Here is an 846-nt window from a genome sequence, read left to right as displayed (position 1 = left end):
GTGTTTCCAGAGCTCAGTATTATCGTTATCGATCCCCAAAGCCTTCAAAACGCCGGACCGAAGATGAGGACTTAAAACAACGGATTCTGCGGATCTTTGCGGAATTCAAGCAGCGATACGGCGTTATGAAGATCCACCATGAATTGAATCTGGAACTTCAACCACTGCAGCGTCGGTGCAGCCCAAGACGGATTTCCCGGCTCATGAAGGAACTGGATATCCACTCCGTTACCGTCAATAAATGGAAAGCGGCTTCGGCTTCCAAAACCAAGGTTGAACAGCGTCCCAACTTGCTTAAGCAGGATTTCTCGACCACTGGTTTAAATCAAAAATGGACCGCTGATATGACCTATATTCAAACGAAGCGTAATGGCTGGTGTTACTTATCAACCATCATGGATCTGCACTCAAGACGAATTATCGGCTATTCATTCTCAAAAAAGATAGATACTGATTTAGTCTTAAAGACCCTGGAAAGCGCGGTTAAAAATCGAACCATTACTGGGGACCTGATTATCCACACAGACTTAGGATCACAGTACACCAGCGATGATTACAAACAACGGTTAACAGAACTACATATCCGCCACTCTTACAGCCGTAAGGGGTGTCCATACGATAATGCACCAATGGAATCTTTTCATGCTTCCCTCAAAAAGGAATGTGTTTATCCAGTGCCGGTCTTTAAGAATTATGAAACTGCCGCTGCTGTCCTTTTTGAATATGTGCATGCTTTCTACAATAGGAAGAGAATTCATAGTTCACTGGGCTACCAGACCCCCTTACAAGTTGAAATCGCAACACTTACGAGCCAAATGGCCGCCTGATTTAATGCTTTCCATGGTT

The 846-nt window shown here is 44.3% G+C and carries 1 protein-coding gene; it reads left to right on the top strand.

Going from position 1 to position 846, the window contains the following annotated elements; genetic code table 11:
* Positions 1-827 (top strand): IS3 family transposase (locus FD50_RS03165; protein ID WP_056960208.1); only part of this gene is annotated, 827 nt, incomplete at its 5' end.
* Positions 828-846 lie beyond the last annotated feature (19 nt).

This window comes from Liquorilactobacillus satsumensis DSM 16230 = JCM 12392 (assembly GCF_001435195.1).
GTDB lineage: Bacteria > Bacillota > Bacilli > Lactobacillales > Lactobacillaceae > Liquorilactobacillus > Liquorilactobacillus satsumensis.
The sequence above is the reverse complement of the archived record's forward strand: the minus strand, read 5'-3'. Positions and strand labels throughout refer to the sequence as shown.